The 17391-nt window shown below is 71.5% G+C and carries 16 protein-coding genes; 13 read left to right on the forward strand and 3 right to left on the reverse strand.

The annotated features are described in order from the left end of the window. Positions 1-2: 2 nt before the first annotated feature. Together MED15_RS11660 and MED15_RS11665 are read left to right on the forward strand one after the other, a co-directional pair. On the forward strand, positions 3-665 hold the full coding sequence (locus tag MED15_RS11660; protein ID WP_244220438.1) for a DUF305 domain-containing protein: 663 nt from the start codon (positions 3-5) through the stop codon (positions 663-665). Between the two features lie 24 nt (positions 666-689). After that, positions 690-1388: a hypothetical protein gene (locus MED15_RS11665; protein WP_112735588.1), complete on the forward strand. Its 699-nt coding sequence runs from the start codon at positions 690-692 to the stop codon at positions 1386-1388. A gap of 22 nt (positions 1389-1410) precedes the next feature. On the opposite strand, the gene MED15_RS11670 is transcribed toward MED15_RS11665, so the two are convergent. Beyond that, a complete protein-coding gene (locus MED15_RS11670) occupies positions 1411-1971 on the reverse strand; it encodes a GNAT family N-acetyltransferase (protein WP_112581730.1) in 561 nt (186 codons plus the stop codon). An 80-nt stretch (positions 1972-2051) separates the two neighbouring features. Here MED15_RS11670 and MED15_RS11675 point away from each other — a divergent pair, with 80 nt between their 5' ends. The 8 genes from MED15_RS11675 to MED15_RS11710 all read left to right on the forward strand — a co-directional run bounded on the left by MED15_RS11675 (position 2052) and on the right by MED15_RS11710 (position 12608). Then, a complete protein-coding gene (locus MED15_RS11675; RefSeq protein WP_112735590.1) occupies positions 2052-2762 on the forward strand; it encodes a siderophore-interacting protein in 711 nt (236 codons plus the stop codon). Beyond that, complete coding sequence (locus MED15_RS11680) at positions 2759-4030, forward strand: MFS transporter (RefSeq protein ID WP_112735592.1); 1272 nt, start codon at positions 2759-2761, stop codon at positions 4028-4030. Before MED15_RS11675 ends, MED15_RS11680 begins: the two co-directional genes overlap by 4 nt. Next, the gene (locus tag MED15_RS11685; RefSeq protein ID WP_112581727.1) at positions 4027-5526 is read left to right on the forward strand and encodes an MFS transporter; all 1500 of its coding nucleotides are present in this window, start codon (positions 4027-4029) and stop codon (positions 5524-5526) included. The genes MED15_RS11680 and MED15_RS11685 overlap by 4 nt, the downstream gene beginning before the upstream one ends. Before the next feature lie 50 nt (positions 5527-5576). After that, positions 5577-6746, forward strand: coding sequence for an ATP-grasp domain-containing protein (locus tag MED15_RS11690; RefSeq protein WP_112735594.1), 1170 nt, complete (start codon positions 5577-5579; stop codon positions 6744-6746). Beyond that, positions 6743-8371: an IucA/IucC family protein gene (locus MED15_RS11695; protein ID WP_112698638.1), complete on the forward strand. Its 1629-nt coding sequence runs from the start codon at positions 6743-6745 to the stop codon at positions 8369-8371. Before MED15_RS11690 ends, MED15_RS11695 begins: the two co-directional genes overlap by 4 nt. Continuing rightward, positions 8368-9966, forward strand: coding sequence for an IucA/IucC family protein (locus MED15_RS11700; protein ID WP_112735596.1), 1599 nt, complete (start codon positions 8368-8370; stop codon positions 9964-9966). Before MED15_RS11695 ends, MED15_RS11700 begins: the two co-directional genes overlap by 4 nt. Continuing rightward, entirely contained in the window at positions 9963-11108 is a 1146-nt protein-coding gene (locus MED15_RS11705; RefSeq protein WP_112581869.1) for an alanine racemase, read from the forward strand. Before MED15_RS11700 ends, MED15_RS11705 begins: the two co-directional genes overlap by 4 nt. Before the next feature lie 210 nt (positions 11109-11318). After that, positions 11319-12608 (forward strand): CE1 family esterase, encoded by a 1290-nt coding sequence (locus tag MED15_RS11710; RefSeq protein WP_112581723.1) that lies wholly within the window; start codon positions 11319-11321, stop codon positions 12606-12608. A 99-nt stretch (positions 12609-12707) separates the two neighbouring features. On the opposite strand, the gene MED15_RS11715 is transcribed toward MED15_RS11710, so the two are convergent. Continuing rightward, positions 12708-13142 carry an SRPBCC family protein gene (locus tag MED15_RS11715; RefSeq protein WP_112581722.1) on the reverse strand — a complete coding sequence of 145 codons (435 nt, stop codon included), beginning with the start codon at positions 13140-13142 and terminating at the stop codon, positions 12708-12710. A 19-nt stretch (positions 13143-13161) separates the two neighbouring features. Continuing rightward, positions 13162-14625, reverse strand: coding sequence for a multicopper oxidase family protein (locus tag MED15_RS11720; RefSeq protein WP_112581721.1), 1464 nt, complete (start codon positions 14623-14625; stop codon positions 13162-13164). Positions 14626-14957: 332 nt separating this feature from the next. Here MED15_RS11720 and MED15_RS11725 point away from each other — a divergent pair, with 332 nt between their 5' ends. The 3 genes from MED15_RS11725 (at position 14958) to MED15_RS11735 (ending at position 17340) form a co-directional block, all read left to right on the forward strand. Then, positions 14958-16034, forward strand: a complete 1077-nt coding sequence (locus tag MED15_RS11725; protein ID WP_112603697.1) for a sensor histidine kinase — start codon at positions 14958-14960, stop codon at positions 16032-16034. Further along, entirely contained in the window at positions 16031-16708 is a 678-nt protein-coding gene (locus tag MED15_RS11730; RefSeq protein WP_225855431.1) for a response regulator, read from the forward strand. The genes MED15_RS11725 and MED15_RS11730 overlap by 4 nt, the downstream gene beginning before the upstream one ends. 65 nt (positions 16709-16773) lie before the next feature. Then, the gene (locus MED15_RS11735; protein WP_112603699.1) at positions 16774-17340 is read left to right on the forward strand and encodes a PadR family transcriptional regulator; all 567 of its coding nucleotides are present in this window, start codon (positions 16774-16776) and stop codon (positions 17338-17340) included. Positions 17341-17391 lie beyond the last annotated feature (51 nt).

Raw genomic sequence — 17391 nt, forward strand, 5'->3', positions numbered from 1 at the left:
GGATGGACGAGCAGATCATGGTGGAGCGCCGAGGGCTTCGCGTACGGGCCGGGCGGCTGGTCGGCGTCGTCGCGACACTGGTCGCCACGGCGGTGGCCGTCGGGCTCAGTCAGGGCTGGGGCCGCACCAACCAGGCACCAGCAGCGTCGTCGGCGGCAGCGTCGTCGGCCGCTGCGGTGCCGATCGCGCCGGTGGTGCTCAACGGTACCGACGACGCCTTCATCCAACTGCTGATCCCGATGAACGAGGGCGCGCTCGCGCTGATCGACCAGCTCGACACCCGCCCGGCGGATCCGTCGCTGCGGGCACTCCTCGGCGAGGTCCGGAAGGCCCATCGGGCGGAGTTGCGGGACCTGCGTGGGCTCCTGGCAGCGGGCAACGTGCCGGAGCTGAACATCCACGAGGGGCATCAGATGCCCGGCATGGTCACCGAGGCCAGCCTCGCCGAGCTGCGTGCCGCGTCCGACGCGGAGGTGTCGTCCCGGGCGGCTGGCCTGATCCGGGCGCACCTCGCGCAGACAGTGGTGCTGTGCCGGGGCGAGCAGACCGCCGGGGGAAGCCCGGAGCTGAAGGCACTCGCCGGTCGGATCCAGCAGGCGCGGGCTGCCGAGCTGAACTCGCTGGACAACCGGCCCGGCGCGCCCACCGCCGCACCGGGCGGCTGAGCATGCGGCCCAGAGGACCGGCCGATGCGGACGTCTGACCTGCACGCCGACGTCCTCCCTCCGTCCCGGGCGTCCCGTCCCGCCCACCGTGCCGTCACGACGGACGCCGTCCGCCCGGTGCGGCGCGCGACGCACCGGACCCGCAGCGCGCCACCGCCCGATGCGGTCGCCCCGGTGCCGGCGGCAGGTTGGCGCGGTGGCCACCGTCGCGCCGCCGGCCGGGCCGCCATCGTCGCGTCCGTTTCGACGGTCAGTCTCGGATGGCTGCTCGCGATCCTGGTCGCGCCGCACGTCACCCTCTCTCCGGGTGCGCGGATGGTCGCCCTCTTCTGCCACCTGACCTGCCTCGTGGTGGGCTTCGGCGCGGTGCTGACGGTGGACTGGTTCAGCCTCCGCTGGCTGCTGCGCCGCGAACCGCTCGGCACCGTGCTGACCGCCGCCCGCGGCGCACACCTGCTCATCTGGCTGGGCCTGGTGGGTCTGCTCGCCAGTGGGGCCGCCCTCGGCCCGGACACGTCGTCCGGCCTGGTCTGGGTCAAGTTGCTGGCGGTGCTGGTGGTCGGCGTCAACGGGCTGTTCCTCGGCCGGGTTCGCGATCGACTCGTGGCCGTGCAGGGCCGCCCACCCTGGTCCGCCCTGCTGCCCGGTGCCGCCGCCGCGACGATCTCGCAGCTCGCTTGGTGGACAGCCACCCTCGTCGGCTTCTGGAACGCCAACGGCTGACGGCCGCCGGCCGCGTCGGTGGTCAGGCCGGCGTCGGGTGCCTCTCCGCGAACCGGGCGCGGGTCAGGAACGCGAGCTGGGCCCGCTTGTCCGGCATCTCGATCTCGGAGTCGAAGGTGAAGCCCTCGATCTCCAGTCGGCGTAGGGCGAGGTGGTTGCGGACGTCCGGCTCGACCACGATCCGCTGCGCGGTCGGGTCGCGGAACAGGAAGCGGGCGACGGCCGGGCCGGCCGCGTTGGTGAGGCTGCGGGCGAGGCGTCGGTCGGGGCTGAGCAGCAGGTGCATCCCCACGTCGCCGGGCTGGACGGGATAGCGCTCGCCGACCGGGTCCGCCTCGGGCTGATAGCTCTGGAACAGGCCGACCGGCTCCCCGTCGACAGTGATCAGGTACGCGTGGTGCGTGGGCAGACTGTCCACAAAGGCGTAGATCTCGCGGACCTCTTCGAGGGTGTGCGAGCCCATGCCCCAGAAGGAGTTGCGGGGGAGGGTCACCCAACCGTGCAGGAGGGCGGCGTCCCGGTCGGGGTCCACGGTCACCAACGACAGCTCGCCGAGACCGGCGATCTTCTCCTGGTACGTCATCGGGCGCTGTCCTCTGTTCCATCCGGGGCGCAACTTAGGTTAACCTCCCCTAACCAAGGATGACCTTACCTGGAGGGTTCGTGAAACGGAACTGGGAGGCCCTGGTCCTCAAGGCCATGGGAGGGCGGGACTTTCAGTTGACCGTCCTGAGCACCGAGTCGATCGACGGGCACTACCAGCGGCTCCTCCTGGACGGGGGCGGCCTGCTGGAGACGTGCGGGGTGCACCCCACGATGTGGATCCGGCTGTGGTTCGACAACGACGGCCGCGCCCACCAACGCGCGTACACGCTGGTGGACCCCGACCCGACCACCGGCCGATTCACCCTCGAATTCGCCATCCACGACGGGTGTGCGGCCCGGTGGGCCACCGCGGCCGAGGTCGGCGACACCATCAGCGCGACAGTGCAGGGCAGCGCGTTCGAGCTGCCCGACCCCGCGCCCGAGCACCTCTACCTGGTCGGCGACGCGGCCTCCCTGCCCGCGGTGAACAGCCTGCTCGACGCCGGTGCCGACATCCCGGCGGCGGTCTGGCTGGAGTACGCCCACGAGGGCGAGAAGGCGCTCGCGTTGCGGGCCCGGGCGCACCACGACGTCACCTGGGTGCCACGGCGCGACGAGGGTCAGCACCTCGTCGACACGGTCTGCGCGGCAGTGCCGACCACCGGCGCGGGCCACTACTGGGTGGCCTGCGAAGCGGCCACCACCCGGGGCATCACCCGACACCTCCGCAAGACGCTCGGCGTCGACAAGGACCGGTTGACCTCCCTCGGCTACTGGAAAGCGGCATGAAGGGCCGGCTCGGCACCCTCACCGCGCTGTACGTCACCCAGTACCTCGGCGTCGGCTTCATCACCGTCGGGCTCACCGCCATCCTGCGCGACGGTGGCACCTCGCTGGACACGTTGGCGCTGTTGCAGATCGTCGGCCTGATCTGGCCCATCAAGTTCCTCTGGGCGCCGATCCTCGACCGGTACGGCTCACGGCACCGCGGCCACTACCGCTCCTGGCTGATCGTGCTCCAGACCGCTCTGGTGCTCGCCCTGCTGGCGCTGCTGCCGTTCGCCAGCCCGGCCGACGCGCTCGGCCCGATCATCGCGATCTGCGCCGCGTACGTGTTCTTCTCGGCCACCCAGGACATCGCCGTGGACGCCGTCGCGGTCCGGATGCTGGCCGACTCGGCCCGGGGCACCGGCAACGGCATCCAGGTCGCCGCGAGCTACCTCGGCAACCTGCTCGGCGGTGGCGCCTGCGTTCTGGTCTACGACCAGTTCGGCTGGGTGCCGGCGATCGGCCTGCTGGCCGCGATGACGGCGGTCGGCCTGCTGGTGGTGTGGCGGTTCCGGGAGCCTCCCCGTACCGATCGGGTGGAACGGGTCGGCGCCGCCTACCGGGCGTTGCTGTCGGTGTTCGGCCAGCCGGGCTGCCGGTGGTGGACGTTCGGTGTGGTGCCGTTGGTCTACGTCGGCGCGGGCATGGCGTACGCCCTGGTCACCCCGGCGCTGGTCGACGCTGGGTGGTCGTTGGGTCGGATCGGCGTCGTCACCGGCGTGGTGGTCAGCGCCCCGGCCATCGTGGCGGGCCTGGTCGCGGGGCTCGGGATCGGGCGGCTCGGGCGCGGTGGCGTGCTCGTGGTCGGCGGCGTGGCGCTCACTGTGTCGACGTTGCTGCTGCTGCCGCTGATGAACGGCAGCGCTCCGCTGGGCGGGACGGTCGCCGCGCTCTGCTGCTTCATGGTGGCCTACACCATCGCCAACGTCGTGCTCTACACGGTCAACATGGACTACTCCCGGCCCGACACCGGCGGCACCGACTTCACAGTGCTGTCGTCGTTCGGTCTGGTCTGCTCGTTCGTGGCGGCGTCCATCGGTCTCGCGGCGGCCGACCGGGTCGGCTATCCGGCGGTCGCGGTCGCGGCCATCGTGCTGGTGGTCGCCGGGGTCGCACTCGGCCTCTCCCACCAGCGGCGATTCCCGCACCGGCCCGGCCCCGCCGTCGGCCCGACCGCCGAGCAGCCCACCGAGCAGCCCGCAGTGGACGGCGTCAAGGCGGTGGCGTGACCACCGTCCAGCCGGCCACCGACACCGCGACATCAGCACGACTGCCACAGAGATGGCTCATCCTGGCCGTGCTGTGCGTCGCGCAACTGGTAGTGGTGTTGGACAACACCGTGCTGACCGTGGCGGTGCCGGTGCTCACCACCGAGTTGGGTGCCAGCACCGCCGAGGTGCAGTGGATGATCAACGCGTACGCGTTGGTGCTGTCCGGGTTGCTGCTCACCGCCGGTAGCGCCGCCGACCGGTACGGCCGCCGTCGGATGCTGCTCGCCGGGCTGGTCCTGTTCGGGGTCGGCTCGCTGGCCGCCGGTCTGGCCAGCACCAGCGGGCAGCTGATCGCCGCGCGGGCCGGGATGGGTGTTGGTGGCGCGCTGCTGGTAACCGCGACGCTCGCGGTGGCGATGCAGGTCTTCGACGCCGCCGAGCGGTCCCGGGCGATCGGCATCTGGGCCGCCACCAGCGCGTTGGGCTTCGCCATCGGGCCACCGATCGGCGGCACGATCCTCGCGCATCTGCCGTGGGGCGCGATCTTCCTGATGAACGTGCCGATCGTGCTGGTCTGCCTGCTCGTCGGTCGCGCGCTGGTCCCCGAGTCCCGCGGGCCGGCCGGCGGCCGACTCGACGTGCTCGGCGCCGTGCTCTCCACCGCCGGCCTGACCGCGGTCGTCTGGGCGATCATCTCCGGGCCGGAGCGCGGGTGGGCGTCGACCGAGGTGATCGGCGCGGCGGTTGGCGGCGTACTCCTGCTCGGGATCTTCGTGCGGTGGGAACGACGGATCGCGCACCCGATGCTGGACATGCGCTTCTTCCGGGACCGGCGCTTCGTCGGTGCGATCTCCGGCGTCGTGCTGATCACGTTCGGCGCCACCGGCGCGCTGTTCCTGCTCACCCAGCACCTCCAGTTCGTCCGGGGTTACCCCGCCTGGGAGGCCGGTCTGCGGATGGCGCCCTTCGCGCTGTCCATCGTGCTGCTCAACGTCAGCGGCGTCGTCGCGAGTGTGATCCGTCGGCTCGGCCTGGCGGCCGCCATCGCCGTTGGCATGACGCTGCTCGCTGCCGGACTCGCGCTGGTCACCCTCTTCCCGTCCGACGGGTACGGGGTGCTGCTGGTCGGGTTGCTCGTCATGGGTGTCGGTTGTGCGCTGGCGAATCCGGCCATCGTCGAGGCGGTGATGAGCGCGATCCCGACGGCGAAGGCCGGCGCGGGCGCGGGTGTCGACGGCACCATGACCGAGGTGGGCAGCAGTCTCGGCATCGCGGTGCTGGGTGCCGTGCTGAACGCCCGGTTCGCGGCCCTGCTGCCGGCGGCCCTGGCCGGTGCCGGGTCGTTTCCGGCGGCTCTCGCCGCCGCCGGCGAAGGGGCCGAACGGGAGGCCGTGACTGTCGCCTTCGCCTCGGCGCTGGAGACCGGGCAGTTGGTGGGTGCGGCTGCGGTGTTGATCGGTGGCCTGGTTGCCGCCGGCTTGCTGCACCGGGCAGATCGCATCAAAACCGTCTAATAAGGGTAGGCTACCCTAATAGTCACATCGTGGTAGTCGACGGAGGCGGTATGCGGCTCTACCTGACCGCGCTCAACCCCACCGACGCAGTCCTGGACGGGTTCCTCCCGGCGGCGGCGTCGCTCGGGCTGTCGGCGACCGTGCTGACCGACCGGCCAGCCGAGTGGCCGGCAGGCGTGCGGGTGGCGCGCTGCGCGGTCCGTGACCCGGCCGCGGTGGTCGCGGCGGCGGCGCCCACCCGAGCGGTGGCGCTACTGTCCAACAGCGACCATCTCCAGGAGGCCACCGCGATCGCCGCCCGAAAGCTCGGCCTGCCCGGCAAGGACCCGGACGCCGCCCGTCTCTGCAAGGACAAGGCCGCGGCCCGCCGGGCGATCGCCGCTGCGGGCCTCGATCTGGTACGCACCGTCACCGTCGACCCCGGCGCCACGCCGGACGTGCCGACCGGGATGTTCCCGGCGGTGGTCAAACCTCGCGAGGGGGTGGCCAGTGAGGACGCGTACCTGGTGGCCGACCACGCCGAGCTGCTCGCCCGGGTCGCCGAGATCCGTTGTCGGCGGCCGGACGTGGCACTGGTGGTCGAGGAGTACCTCGCCGGCGAGCTGCGGACCTTCGAGACCCTCGGCGACGTGACCGAGCTGGCCTCCCTCGGCGGGTGGCACACCGGCCTCGGTCCGCCGCCGACCTTCACCGAGGAGAGCCTCGCCTGGTCGCCCCCGGCGGAGCAGGCGTGCACCCAGCTGCGGGCGCGGCTCGACGCGCTCGGGGTCGGCTTCGGCGCCTGCCACACCGAGTACGTCGTCTCCGAAGGCAGGGTCCGGCTGATCGAGGTGAACTACCGCCTCATCGGCGACCGGATGGACCTGATCCTCGCCGAACTGCTCGGTGTGCCGTTGTTCGAGTACGTCATCCGGCTGCACCTCGGCGAGCCGCTGACCGCCCTCGCCCTGCCCGACACGGTCGACCGCTACGCCCGGGTCGAGTACGTCTGCGCGGACCGGTCCGGCCGTCTCGTCGCCGCGCCGGGCCCACTCGACACCGTCCACGGCGACGTCCGGCTGGGCTGCCGTCCGCTGCGCGAGGTGGGCCGCGCCGCCGAGCGCACCGGCACGAACCGTGACTACCTCGCCGTGCTGCACGGGATCGGTCCCGACGAGACCACCGTGCGGCAGTCGCTGGCCGCCCTCCGCAGCGACCTCCAGTGGACCATCGCCGAGTGAGCGACGACTGCGAGCGGGAGGTTTTCGCCCGGGTGCTCGACGCTCTGCTGCGCGAGGATCACCTCGGTCTGCGCAGCGCCGGCCGAGCGGACGGACCCGACTGGTGGCAGGTGCCACACCCCGCTGGTCTACTGCGCATTCCGGTCCGGGCGGACGGATTCCAGCAGGCAGTGCGCAGTGCCGCGCCGATGGTGCTGCTGGTGACCCGCGCCGGCGACGTGCGGCGTACGGAGACGCTGGACGGCCTGTTGACGCTGCTCGCCCCGCGCGACAACGCCGAGGCCGAGGCCGGCTGGCGGGACTTCGGCGTCGAGTGCCACGCCGACCTGCGGGCCCGGCGGCTCGCCGCCCGCAACCGGGCACGGGTGCTCACCGAGGTGGAGGCCGAACGCGCACACACCCCGACCGGCCTGCCGGCGGCGCTCCTGGACGACGTGCTCGCCGCCCACCACGGCCACCCCGTCTACCCCACCGACCGGTGCCGACACGGCCTGCGCGACGACGAACTGCTCCGGTACGCCCCGGAGCACGCCCCACGTTTCGCACTGCGCTGGTACGCCGCCCCGGCCGACGACGTCCGACTCGCGGGCGAGCTGCCAGGGTGGTGGCCGCGCGCACCGCGACCGGATCAGCTGCTGCTGCCAGCCCATCCGATCACAGTGGCCCGCGACGCGCTCCCGGTGGTCGACCTGCCGGTGACCCCGGTACGCCCCACCCTCTCCATGCGGACGGTGGCGCTCGGCCACGACCCGTACCTGCATCTCAAGCTGCCGCTGCCGACCGCGAGTCTCGGCGCGCGCAACCGCCGCACGCTGCAAGCGGGCTCGCTCGCCGACGGCGCGGCCGTCGCCGCGCTGCTCGACCGGATCGCCGCCGCCGAACCCAGCTTCGCCGGTCGGATCCGGCACACCGACGAGAGCACCTGGGCGCACGTCGACGGCGACGAGCGGCGCGGTTTCCTGCTGCGCCGATTTCCACGCGACCTGGCCGGAGTCCAGGTGGTGCCGGTCGCGGCCCTCGCCGCAGCCGACCCGGTGGCGGGCACGGTCCTCGAACGGATCAGCCCGCAGCGGCCCGTCGCGCTGCTGGAGTCCTACCTGGACCTGCTGCTCGACTGGCACGTCTTCCTCTGGCTACGCCACGGGATCGCGCTGGAGGCGCACCCGCAGAACATCCACCTGCTCGTGCACCCGGACGGCACTGTCGGCCTGCTCTACAAGGACAACGACGGCGCCCGGCTCGACAGGCGGCACGACGGCCCGAACGGTCTCGCCCTGCACGACGACCGGATGTGGGCGCGCGACACGCACGAGTTGGCCGACGTGTTCATCACCATCACCCTGCACCTGGCCGCGGCCGCGCCCCTGATCGCCCTGGCAGCCCGGGGACTGCCCGTGCCGACACCCGCCGAGGCGCTGGTGCCCCGGCTCGGCGCCGCCCGCGACCGGTGGGGCGACGGACCGGCGGCGCGGGCCTTCACCGATCGGGTCCTGCACGCCACCCAGTTGCCGATCAAGGCAATGCTCACCGCCGGCACCCTGCTACCCAAACAGCGGCTGGGCTGCGCCGACATCAACAAGTACTACCTTCGCACCGGCCCGAACTACCTCCGGGAGACACGATGACGAGCGCGCAGTTGCGCTCCCGGCCGGCCACCGACACCGGTCAGCGTGCCGACCTGGCCGCCGCCCACGCCGTCTTCGGCTGCCTGCTGCGCGAGCTGGCCCCGCCGGACGGGACCCCGGCCGTGGTCGATGGCACCGTCCGGCTGCTGCTGCGGCACCTCGACGTCACAGTGCGCTGCGAGGTCGCGCGAGCCTCGCCGCTCGGCGCGCACCGCTACACCGGCCCGGTCCAACGCACCACCGGCAGCGGACGGTGGGAAGACCTGGACGCGGACGGCTTGGCCGACCTGGTCGCGGCGGAGCTCACCGCCCGTACCGGCCTGGTCAACGACGAGTTCGCCGAGCAGGTCCGGGCCAGCCGGGACACAGTGGCCCGGCTGCTGGCCGACCGACCGGCCGAGGATCCGACCCCCACCGGTGAGCCGGCCATCGACGCGTACGTCGACTCCGAGCAGTCGCTGGTCTTCGGCCACCCGCACCACCCCACCCCGAAGTGGCGCAGCGGTGACCCGGACAGTTGGCGGGCGTACGCGCCCGAACTGCGCACCGCGTTCCGGCTGCACTGGCTGGCCGTACCGGACGACCTGATCGCCGACGCCGGGCCGTTCGATCCGCTGGTGGCGGCGCTCGACCCGCCACGGCCCCCGCGCGGGCACCGCGTCCTGCCGGTGCACCCCTGGCAGCTGTCGCTGATCCCGCCCACCCACCCACTGCTGCGCGACCTGGGTGCGGCCGGTGTGCCGGTACGACCCACGGCGAGCGTCCGTACCCTCTACGCCCCCGAGGCCGACCTGTTCGTGAAGACCAGCCTGCACGTGCGGATCACCAACTGCCTGCGCAAGAACGCCCGCTACGAACTCACCGGAGCGGTGGCGCTGACCGACCTGCTGGCCCGGGTGCCGCTGCCGGACGGGGTGGGGCTGCTCGCCGAGCCCGCCTACCGCACTGTTGACGTCCCCGGCCCGGACGAGGCGTACGGGACGATCCTGCGCGGCGGTCTGCGCCCGCATCTGCGTCCCGGCGACACCCCGGTGCTGGCGGCGGCGCTGGCCGCAACGCCGCTGGCGACATCGGATCCGGTGGCGTGGTGGCGCGCGTACGTCGGCCTGCTGGTGCCGGCGGTGCTGCGCAGCTGGCTCGGCCACGGCGTCGTGCACGAGGCGCACCTGCAGAACGTGGTCGTCGTGCTCGACCGGGATCACCGTCCGGTACGCATGCTGCTGCGCGACCTGGAGGGGGTGAAGCTGGACGCCGGTCGGTGGGGCACCTGGCCGGACGGCGTCCCGGCGCAGGTCCGCTACGGTCCCCGGGCCGCCCACCGCCGGATCGTCTACTGCCTGTTCGTCAACCACCTCGGTGGGATCAGCGGGGCTCTCGCCGACGCGCGGCCGGGAATCGAAGTGCGGCTGTGGCAGGAGTTGCGCGCCGTCGTCGAGGCGGTGGCCGCCGACCTCGGTGAGCCAGCGGAGCTGCGCGCGCTGCTGACCGGGAAGCCGCTGCTGGCGAAGGCGAACCTGCTGGTCCGGTGGCGGCGCGACGCCGACCGGGCCGCACCGTTCGTGCCGGTGCCGAACCCGATGGGTGGGCCACGATGACCCGACCGGTCTACGTCCACGACCTCGACGCGCTGGCCGGGCAGGCCCGAGCCATCCGGGCGGCGCTGCCCCGGCCGGTCGAGCTGCTCTACGCGGTCAAGGCCAACCCTGATCCCGGTGTGCTGCGAACCCTCGCCCCGATCGTCGACGGGTTCGAGGCCGCCAGCCGGGGCGAGCTGCGCAGGCTGGCCGAGGTGCTGCCGGGACGGGCGCCGGCCGCGTACGCCGGGCCGGGCAAGACCGATGCGGACCTCGCCGCCGCTCTCGCCGCCGGGGTGCACCGCATCCACGTCGAGTCACCCAGTGAACTGGTGCGACTCGGCGCGCTAGCCACCGCGGCCGGCCGGTCGGCCCAGGTGCTGCTGCGGGTGAACCTGCCGGTCGACGCGCCGGGCGCCAGCCTGGTCATGGGCGGTGGACCCAGCCCGTTCGGCATGGACCCGGCCGACGCGGTCGCGTGCGCCCGCCGCCCGCCCGCCGGCATCGACGTACGCGGAATCCACGCCCATCTGGCCAGCGGACTGGACGCACCGCTCGCCGCGACGGTCGCCGCCGCCGTGGTCGGCTGGGCGGCGGCCGAGGTCGACGCCGCCGAGGTCGACGTCGGCGGCGGCATGACCGTCGACTACACCGACCCGGACGCGCGGTTCGACTGGGAGGGCTACGGCCAGGCCCTGGCGGACGTCCTCGACAGGCATCCGGGCGTGCGGCTGCGCATCGAGCCGGGCCGGTCGGTCACCGCCTACTGCGGGGCGTACCTCACCGAGGTCGTCGACGTGAAGCGCTCCTACGGCGAGTGGTTCGTGGTGGTGGCCGGTGGGACGCACCACCTGCGGACTCCGGCGGCGAAGGGGCACGCGCAGCCGTTCACAGTGCACCCGCGGCCGGGTGTCGGCGGCCCCCGCACCGACGGCGGGCCGGTCACAGTGGTCGGGCAACTCTGCACCCCGAAGGACGTGCTGTCCCGGTCGGCCACCGCGGGGCCGATCGGCGTGGGCGACGTGCTGGCCTTCGCCATGGCCGGGGCGTACGCCTGGAACATCAGCCACCGTGACTTCCTGCTACACGAGCCCCCGCATTTTCGCACCGGTGACCTGCACAAAGTGGCCGTCGAGTGGGCGGCGCGGCCGTTCGGAGGGTGAGCCCGGGAGCCTCGATCGGCTCGGTGTGTTATCGATAACATGCTATCTTTCACCCGGGAGTGAAGGGCACGCTCCCGGTCACCCGAGCCAGCCGGCGAAGACGCGCCGAGGGGCCCGCCCCTCCCGCCCCTCCCCGGTCGGTGACCAGTCCGGGCCCCCGTCGATGCCTGACGACCACGGTTGGTCGCCGAACGGCAAGGAGCCCAAGCAATGCTCAGACGTAGGTTCTTCCTCCCATCCATCGCGGCCGCGGCGCTTCTCCTCGCGGCCACCACCGCCGGCGCGTTGAGCGGCGGCTTCGGTGCGACGGCGGTGGCCGCGACCAACGGCACCCTCGCGGCGACCGCCGGCTGCGGCAAGGCCCCCACACTCGCCAGCGGGACGCGGACGATTCAGAGCAGCGGCCAGAGTCGTACGTACAACCTGCGGATCCCGGACGGGTACGACCGGAACCGCCCCTACCGGCTGATTTTCGGCTTCCACTGGTTGAACGGCTCGGCCAACAACGTCACCTCGGCCGGTTACTACGGGCTCCAGCCGTTGTCGAACAACAGCGCGATCTTCGTTGCTCCGCAGGGTCTCAACGCCGGCTGGGCCAACACCAACGGTCGGGACCTGACCCTCTTCGACGACATCTCCCGGCAGGTCGAGAACGACCTGTGCGTGGATACCACGCAGCGCTTCGCCCTGGGCTGGAGCTACGGCGGGGCGATGAGCTACGCGGTGGCCTGTGCCCGGCCCACTGTCATCCGCGCGGTCACCGTCATATCCGGTGCCAACCTCAGCGGATGCAACGGGGGCACGCAGCCGGTCGCCTACTTCGGCATCCACGGCATCTACGACAGCGTGCTGAACATTTCCCAGGGTCGGCAACTGCGCGACACGTTCGTGCGAAACAACGGCTGCACCGCGCAGAGCCCGCGTGAGCCGAGCCGGGGCAGCCTCACCCACATCACCACCGCCTACTCGGGATGCCGGGCCGGCTACCCGGTGCAGTGGGCGGCGTTCGACGGGGACCACACCCCCAGTCCGGTCGACGGGTCGGGCAGCCCCAACGACTCGCGGACCTGGACCTCGGGGGAGATCTGGAGGTTCTTCAGCCAGTTCGAGTCGACCACGCCTCCGACGACCCCACCGCCGACCGACCCGCCGCCCACGGACCCGCCGCCGACCACCCCGCCGCCGACCGGGGAGCCCGGCACCTGCACTGCCACCTACCGGACGATCAACACCTGGCCCGGCGGCTTCCAGGCTGAGGTGACAGTGACCAACAGCTCCACCGCGCCCCTGAACGGCTGGACGGTGGGCCTGACCCTGGCCAGTGGTCAGGCCATCAGCAGTCTCTGGAGCGGCACCAACACGGGCACCACCGGCAGCGTCACTGTCAAGAACGCCGCCTACAACGGCACAGTTGGCCCGAGCGCCTCAACCACCTTCGGGTTCACCGCCACGGGCAACGGTGCCACCGCACCCAGCAACGTCACCTGCACCAGCCCCTGACCGGGGGCAGGATGAGGGCCCGGAGCCAACTGGCTCCGGGCCCGCGGGTGACATCCACTGGCGGCGGTTGCCGCCGGCACCACCGGCTGCACGCTGCGCTCAGGCTTCGCTCTCCAGCAGGTCGCGAAGAGCGTCGAGGGCGGCGATCTCCTCCTCGAACGTCTTGCCGACGACCGGGCCGAGGAAGCGCGACAGCCCGCTCGGCTGCCACGCCAGCTTCAGCGTGAGTCGGGTCCCGCCACCGTCGGCCGGGGTGAGGGTGTATTCGCCCTGGGTGCGTACCACGCTGCCGGTTGCCTGGAACGCCAGACGTCGACCCGGCTCGAACCCGGTCACCTCGTAGTCGGCCGGGATGCGGCTCCCACCGGGGCCCTTGAGTCCCTGTTTGTAGCGAGCGCCGACCCCCTCGCCGGAGACGCGCGCGACGTCGAGCACGTTGGGACGCCAGCGCGCGTCGTTCTCGCCACGGGCGAGAAAGGCGAAGACGACCTCAGGAGTCCGTCCGATCTGCACAGTCTTCTCTGCCGAGGGCACAAGAAACCTTTCTCAGGGGTCAGGGAACGATCTTCATCTGTGCCATCATCCCACTCGCGGAATGGTCAATCATGTGACAATGGTAGACATATCGGCCAAGATACGGTCCGAATGTCGCCTGGAGTCGGACCGTCTCGCCCGGCCCCACCGAGATGGTGTCCTTCACCCCGGCCTCGCCCGGCGCCGGCGGCTGACCGTTGCGGGCCAGCACCCGGAACTGGACCAGGTGGGGGTGGAAGTTGTGCGGGATGCCGAAGAGCGTGTCGCCGTTCGTCACCGTCCACACCTCGGTCGTGTTGCGTTTGATCTCGGTGTCGACCCGTTCGGCATCGAACTGCTGCCCGTTGATGAGGAACTGGCCGGTCGCCGGGTTGAAGTTGAGCGTGAACGCCCGCTCCTTCGTGGCTGCCGGGAGCGCGGGGATGGTGCTCAGCCGGTCGGGCACCCGGCTGGTGTCGGCGGCGGCTCGGTTGACGTCGAAACGCAGCACCGGCCCGGCCACCGCATCGTCGAGGAAGACCTGGCTGCCGACCGGGAACGCGCCGAAGTCGACGACGATCTCGACCCGCTCGCCGGGCGTCAGGCTCCACGAGCGGATCGGCGTCGGCCCGGCGAGCAGCCCGCCGTCACTCGCGATCTGGGCGACCTCGGCGTCGTTGCCGAGCCGCAGGGTGAACGTGCGGAGGTTGGACGCGTTGACGAAGCGCAGCCGGTACTTGCGGGCGGCCACCGGGAAGTAGGGCTGCGGCTTGCCGTTGACGAGGATCGTGTTGCGGAACTGGAAGTCGTCGTGTTCGAAGATCAGGCTCGCGTCGTCGGCGAACCGCGCGTCGCGCAGCATGATCGGGATGTCGTGGTTGCCGGTGGGCAACCGAAGTTCGGCCTGGGCTGGATCGTCGATCAGGAAGAAGCCGGCGAGCCCGCGGAACACGTGCTCGGCCTCCATGTGATGGGCGTGGTCGTGGTACCAGAGCGTGGCTGCCCGCTGCTTGTTGGGATAGCTGTAGATCCGGCTCTTCCCCGGGTCCAGCACGTCGGTCGGGAACCCGTCGCTGCTCGACGGCGTGTGGCCTCCATGCACGTGCACAGCGGTCGGCATGTCGAGGTGGTTGCTGTGGGCAATGACCGCGAGCCGGCCCGTCTTGACCCGGAACGTCGGGCCGGGAAACAGCCCGTCATAGGTCAACACTTCGGTACGCGTCCCGGGCAGGATCTCCACTTGAGCCTTACGGGTGGAAACGACGTAGAAGTCGGTGTTGGCTACCGAGGCGATGGGCTGCTGCACGGGCGGTATCGGCATCCGGACAGCGAACGGGGCGGTGACGGCCGCGACGTGTGCCGTCTTGCCGTGGCCGGCGTGGGTGCCGTGCGCCGGCGTCGCGGACGGGGTGGAACCGCGGGCCGCTGCCGCCGCGGTGGTCGTGACCAGCGCGGCTGCTCCCGCGGTGGCACCGGCCTTCATGACGTTGCGTCTGCTCACCATTGGTCGCTCCACTCCTGGTGGTCGAGGTCTCGGGTGAACTGTCAGGGAGGTCCCTCGACGCGCCGTCGAAAACTGGTCGCGGCCAAATGTGGATTTCACCTTAAGTTTTGGTGTGACTACCAAAAGCTAAGCTTCGATGCTTCCAACGACGAGCGGTGAGACCGTAGACTCGTGCGAGTAGTCGGCCGTGACAACTCATAGAAGGCCGATCCGATCTGAGTGCTTTGTCGCCCACGACGGGGGGAGTCGGCGACACGGCGGGCAGCGGCGCTGGGGAGAGCCGTTCGTGCCCGCACCTGGGGAGCAATAGGGCACACACCGGGGGATCCGCAATGGTTGTTGGAAACGATGCGCTGCGGAGGACCGCTGCCGAGGTTCTCGAACGCAGGCATCAACCGATTCTTGCCGCCTACCGTCAGCGTCTTGCCGCTGCGAGTGACGATTTCGAAGGGGCCGCTGACCTGGTCGACAGCTACGCCGCGCAGGCCGATGTCCTGCTCCGGGAGACGATGGCCGAGATTCGCCGTGGGGCGACCGAGCCGCTGTCGGCACCGCCGCCGGCGGTGTCCACCGAGGACGTCGAGCTTCACCCACGCGAGTGCTTTCGCGCGGTCGTCGCGCTGGCCGACATCGTGCTGGCCGACGCGCTGGGGCAGTTGGTCGGCCAGCCCGACCAGGGCGCGATCCTGGCGCTGGTCGCCGACGCGCTCACCCGGACGACACTCACCCGGCTGGTCGACGCGAGTTCGCGCTATGCCGCCGGCCTGATGAACGAGGTCCACCAGGCGCAGATCGCCGAGCGTTCGTTGATCGCGCGCGAGCTGCACGACCGGCTGGGCCACAGCCTCAGCGCGGCGTACCGCAACCTGGAGGCCCACGAGCTCGCCCAGGAACGACGCCACGACGACGTGGACCGCCGGGTGGTCATCGCCCGGGAGTCGCTCCACGACGCGGTCGGCTATCTGCGTGTGCTCATCGCCGACCTTCGGCTCTCTCAGCCGCTCGGGTCACTCGACGAGGCGCTGGCCAACTTCCTGTCGACGGTCGAGACGGGCGAGACACGTCTGCACACCGAGATCAACGGCGACGAGTCGTGGGTGCCGCCCGAGGTGCTCGACGAGGTGTTCCTGGTCGTCCGCGAGGCGCTGCGCAACGCGGTGGCCCACGCCGGCGCTCGGGTGATCCATGCGGTCATCGACATCACCCCGCACGAGCTGCGGGCGACCGTCACCGACGACGGGGTGGGCTTCGACTTCGCGACGGTGCGCGACGGCTCCGGCCTGCGCGCGATGGCTGAGCGCGCGGCCGTCGTCGGCGGTCGCCTCGCGGTGCGCGCGGCGGGCCACCAGGGCTCTTCGGTCGAGCTCGTCGTGCCGCTGCTCGCCGTCGGGGCGGGGGCCGGCCGGTGACCGTCACGATGATCGAGCCGACCCGCATTGTGCTGGTCGACGACCACGTCGTGGTGCGCGACGGCCTCCGGGAGATCCTCGACGCCCAGCGCGACCTCGTGGTCGTCGGCGAGGCCGGCGACAGCGGCGCCGCTGTCAACGAGATCCGAATCCGCCAGCCCGACATCGTGCTGCTCGACGTGCAGATCCCCGGCGACGGGGTGACCACCACGGTCCGTCGGATCCGTGACGTCGCGCCGGCGAGCCGGGTCATCATCCTCAGCATGTTCGACGGCCCGACGCTTTTGCGTGAGTTGTTGACCCTTGGCATCTGCGGCTACCTGCTGAAGAACTCGACGCGCCAGGAGTTGGTGGCGGCGATCCGCAGCGCCCGCGCCGATGACGCGCCGGTGATGCTGGCGGTGTCGCGGGAGAGCCTGACCCAGGTGCAGGGGCCGGTGCACAGCACGCTGTCGGACCGTGAGCGCGAGGTCCTGCAGTTGGTCGGTCAGGCGATGAGCAACGCTCAGATCGCCGGTCGGCTCTGCCTGTCGGAGGCGACGGTCAAGCGCCACCTGCGCAACATCTTCGCCAAACTCGGTGCGGTGTCCCGGATCGACGCGGTCAACAGGGCCATCGCGGCTTCGCTGATCGTCCTGCCGAGGCTCTGCGTCGACCCGACGTTTCACGGATAGCAGGCCGCTCAAGGATTGCTCTGGGTAACTTGCCCGCAAACGGGCACTCGTGTTGGACTAATGCCGTGAATAGCACTCGCCTGTTCGTACTTGGAGCGCTCGCGCGCGGGGGCCCCATGCATGGGCACCAGATCCGCCGGGCGGCCCAGGTCGACCGTACCGAGCTGTGGAGCGACGTCAAGCCGGGGTCGCTCTACGGCGCGCTGCACCGGATGCAGGTCGAGGGCGTCATCGAGGCGGTCCGGACCGAGCAGGAGGGCAACCGGCCCGCCCGCACGATCTACGCGCTCACCTCGGCCGGCGCGGCGGAGCTGATCGACCACCGCGACGAGGCACTGCGCGACACCAAGCTCCGTCACGATCCGGTCGACCTGGCCCTGCAGAACGTGATCGACCTCGGAGAGGACGCGCTGCGCGCGATCATCGTGGCGCGCCGGAAAGCCCTCGCCGAGCAGCTCGACGCGTGGCTTGCGCTCCGAGAGCTGGCGGCACCGCACATCCGTGGTCTGGAGTGGACGACCTTCCGTCATACCGAGCTCCGACTCCGTACCGAGCTCGCCTGGCACGACGAGCTGCTCGACCAGTTGCCCAAGCTGATGGCCAACCAGCCGACCTCGATGACGACCTCCTGACGGTGCCAGCCCCGGCCCCGGTGGCATCTCCGGGGCCAGGGCTGGCGGCTT

It is taken from the genome of Micromonospora noduli (genome assembly GCF_003264475.1).
GTDB classification, from domain to species: Bacteria; Actinomycetota; Actinomycetes; order Mycobacteriales; family Micromonosporaceae; genus Micromonospora; species Micromonospora noduli.